The 2,891-nt window shown below is 69.1% G+C and carries 4 protein-coding genes; 1 reads left to right on the top strand and 3 read right to left on the bottom strand.

Features of this window, described 5'->3' with window-relative positions:
* Positions 1–43: 43 nt before the first annotated feature.
* The 3 genes from HMPREF3114_RS08570 to HMPREF3114_RS08580 all read right to left on the bottom strand — a co-directional run bounded on the left by HMPREF3114_RS08570 (position 44) and on the right by HMPREF3114_RS08580 (position 2,326).
* Positions 44–538 carry a pathogenicity-like protein gene (locus HMPREF3114_RS08570; protein WP_065178109.1) on the bottom strand — a complete coding sequence of 165 codons (495 nt, stop codon included), beginning with the start codon at positions 536–538 and terminating at the stop codon, positions 44–46.
* A 3-nt stretch (positions 539–541) separates the two neighbouring features.
* Positions 542–1,450, bottom strand: a complete 909-nt coding sequence (gene tesB / locus HMPREF3114_RS08575) for an acyl-CoA thioesterase II (protein WP_005412623.1) — start codon at positions 1,448–1,450, stop codon at positions 542–544.
* A gap of 99 nt (positions 1,451–1,549) precedes the next feature.
* A complete protein-coding gene (locus HMPREF3114_RS08580; protein WP_070489574.1) occupies positions 1,550–2,326 on the bottom strand; it encodes an enoyl-CoA hydratase/isomerase family protein in 777 nt (258 codons plus the stop codon).
* Positions 2,327–2,360: 34 nt separating this feature from the next.
* On the opposite strand from HMPREF3114_RS08580, the gene HMPREF3114_RS08585 reads away from it, so the two are divergent.
* Complete coding sequence (locus HMPREF3114_RS08585) at positions 2,361–2,807, top strand: copper chaperone PCu(A)C (protein ID WP_070489576.1); 447 nt, start codon at positions 2,361–2,363, stop codon at positions 2,805–2,807.
* Positions 2,808–2,891 lie beyond the last annotated feature (84 nt).

Raw genomic sequence — 2,891 nt, forward strand, 5'->3', positions numbered from 1 at the left:
CACAAACGACTTAATCCCCTCCGTCCCCTTTTTCACCCGCGAATCATTTCGAGGGCTGGATGCGGACCCGGACTTCTTCCTCTTCCGGCGCGGCCTGCGGGGCCGGTTGCGCCTGCTGCGGCTGGGCCTGCGGGGCGGGCACCGGGGCGCCGCGATGGCGCAGGCCGATCACCAGCGCCACGCCAGCGATCACCACCAGCAGCGCGATGCGGATGCGCCAGGCCCAGCTGCGGCCGCCGCTGCCCGGTTCCGGCGCGTCGCGGAAGGCGAATTCGGCGGTGGGGTGGTCACGGCGGGTAGTGTCGAGCAGGCGCGCTTCGCGCAGGATTTCGCGCGCGCGCGGCTGGTCGTCGGCACGCACGATCCATACCGCCGGGTAGGCGTTGGCGTTGCCCAGGTCGGTATAACTGAACTGGCCGCGGCGACGGGTCTTGTACGAGCGCCCGTTGGTCACCTTGACGTCGATCCCATGCCCGCGCAGGAGCTCGGCCACGCCTTCGACGGTTTCCACGCGCTGGCTGCTGAAGATCTGGCGCATGGGTTACTCCTTGGCCGGCACGGCGGCGGCCGCAGCCTGGTCGGGAACCACGCGGATCAGGCCTTCCTGCGCAGTGCTGGCCACCAGCACGCCGTTGCGGGTGAAGAACTGGCCGCGGGCCAGGCCGCGCGAATCCTGCGCGCTGGGGCTGTCCAGCGAGTACAGCAGCCAGTCGTCGGCGCGGAACGGGCGGTGGAACCAGATTGCGTGGTCGAGCGAGGCCATCTGCACGTGCGGGTGGTAGTAGCTGATGCCGTGCGGGAAGGTCGCCGTGCCCAGCAGGTGGAAGTCGGAGGCATAGGCCAGCAGCGCCTGGTGCAGCTCCGGGGCATCGCCGACCGGCTCGCTCAGGCGCAGCCACACCTGGTGGTAGGGCGGGCGCTTGGGCGGGTTCAACTCGTCGCGCGGGTAGACGTGGCGGAACTCGAACGGGCCGCCACGCGACAGCCAGCGCTGCACCTTGATCGGCAGCCGCTCCAGCACTTCGGCCGGCAGCGGCCGGTTCGGTTCGATGTCTTCCGGCTGCGGCACTTCAGGCATCTTGTGCTGGTGCTCGGCGCCGGTCTCGGCCTGCTGGAACGAGGCCGCGCAGAAGAAGATCACCTTGCCGTGCTGGATCGCGGTGACCCGTCGCACCGAGAAGCTGCCGCCATCGCGGGTGCGGTCCACGTCGTAGACGATCGGGTGGTCGATGTTGCCGGCGCGCAGGAAGTAGGCGTGCAGCGAGTGCACGTGACGGCCGTTGTCGACCGTGGCCTGCGCCGCAGCCAGGGCCTGGCCCAGCACCTGCCCACCGAACACGTACTTGGTGCCGATGTCGCGGCTCTGCCCGCGGAACAGGTTGTCCTCCAGCCGCTCCAGCGTGAGCAGGTCGATCAGCTCGGAGACGACGGGTTCGGGCGTGTCGTTCAAGGGGGCGGCCACAGCAGTGAAAGAGGGCCTGATTATACCGGTCAGGGGTCAGATCCCTTTCGCCCGGCGAAAGGGATCTGACCCCGGGCGGGGCAACCGCTATTTGCCCAGGCGCGCCGCCAGGGCCTGCAGGGCGTTCTGCGCGTCCGGGGCGAACCAGGCCTCGACGAAACGGTCCAGCTGGATCAGGTCCGGGTGCAGCGCTTCGTGCAGGTCGGCGCGAGCGATGGCGCGGGTCAGCAGCATCGGCTGCCGAGGCTGCTTGAGCAGGTTCTGCAGCCAGGCCACGGCGCGGGCCACCACCAGGTCACCCTCAGCCAGCTCGTCGACCAGGCCGATCTGCAGCGCCTGTTCGGCCGGTACCAGCGAACCGGTGGTCAGCAGCACGCCGGCGCGGTGCACGCCCACCGCACGGCGCAGCAGGCGCTGGATGCCCTCCGGCGCGATCAGGCCCACCTGCACCTCGTTCAGGCCGATGGCATACGGCCGCGACGGATCGGCGCTGCGCGCCATTACCCGGTAGTCGCAGCACAGGGCCAGCACGCAGCCGCCGGCCGGCGCGTGGCCGGTGATCGCTGCGACCACCGGGATGCGGCTCTCGGCCAGTGTGCGCACGGCGCCAAAGAAAGCGTTCCAGGTGTCCAGCAGCTTGTGCTTGTCATCGCCATGCGAGAGCAGGTGCGGCACGTCCATTCCACCGGTGAAGATGCGCTCGCTGCCCGACAGCACGACGCCGTGCGCGTCTTCGGCCATGGCCAGTTCGATGGCATGGATCAGCTGCCGGCACAGATCGGTGTCCAGTGCATTGACCGGCGGCCGCGCCAGGCGCAGTTCGCGGATGGGGCCGTGGTTGATCACCTCGATGAGCGTCGTCATGCTGCGGTCTCGTTGCGAAGAAGGAACCTGGGCGATGATAACCAAACCATTCGTTGGCGTATTGTGGGTGCTGTGTGCGGTTGCAGCATCGGCTTCGGCTGCGGAATCACGCTGCGTCACGGTGGAGCAGGGCTGGGCGCGGTTGCCACCGAATCCGGCGATACCGATGACTGCCGGCTATGGCGTGATCCACAACGGCTGCAGCAGGGCGGTGGTGATCACCGGTGCGACCAGCAGTAGTTTCGGCGACGTGTCGCTGCACGAGACCACGATCGTCGATGGCGTCAGCCGGATGCGCGCGATCGAGCGCCTGCCGCTGGCAGCCGGCGCGCGTGCCGAACTCAAGCCTGGTGGCCTGCACCTGATGCTGATGCAGGGGCGGGGCGCGCTGAAGGAAGGCCAGGCGCTGCCGCTGCAGTTGCAGCTGGAAGGTGGTGGTGAAGCGAGCGCGACGTTGACCGTGCGCAGGGCTGCGCCGTAACGCGTCGCCCGTTCCGCCGGGCATGGCCCGGCGCTACCGGTGATGATCCGGCGGTCATGCCTGGGTAGCGCCGGGCCATGCCCG

Origin of the sequence: Stenotrophomonas sp. HMSC10F07, from assembly GCF_001807895.1 — a bacterium.
Lineage (GTDB): Bacteria > Pseudomonadota > Gammaproteobacteria > Xanthomonadales > Xanthomonadaceae > Stenotrophomonas > Stenotrophomonas sepilia.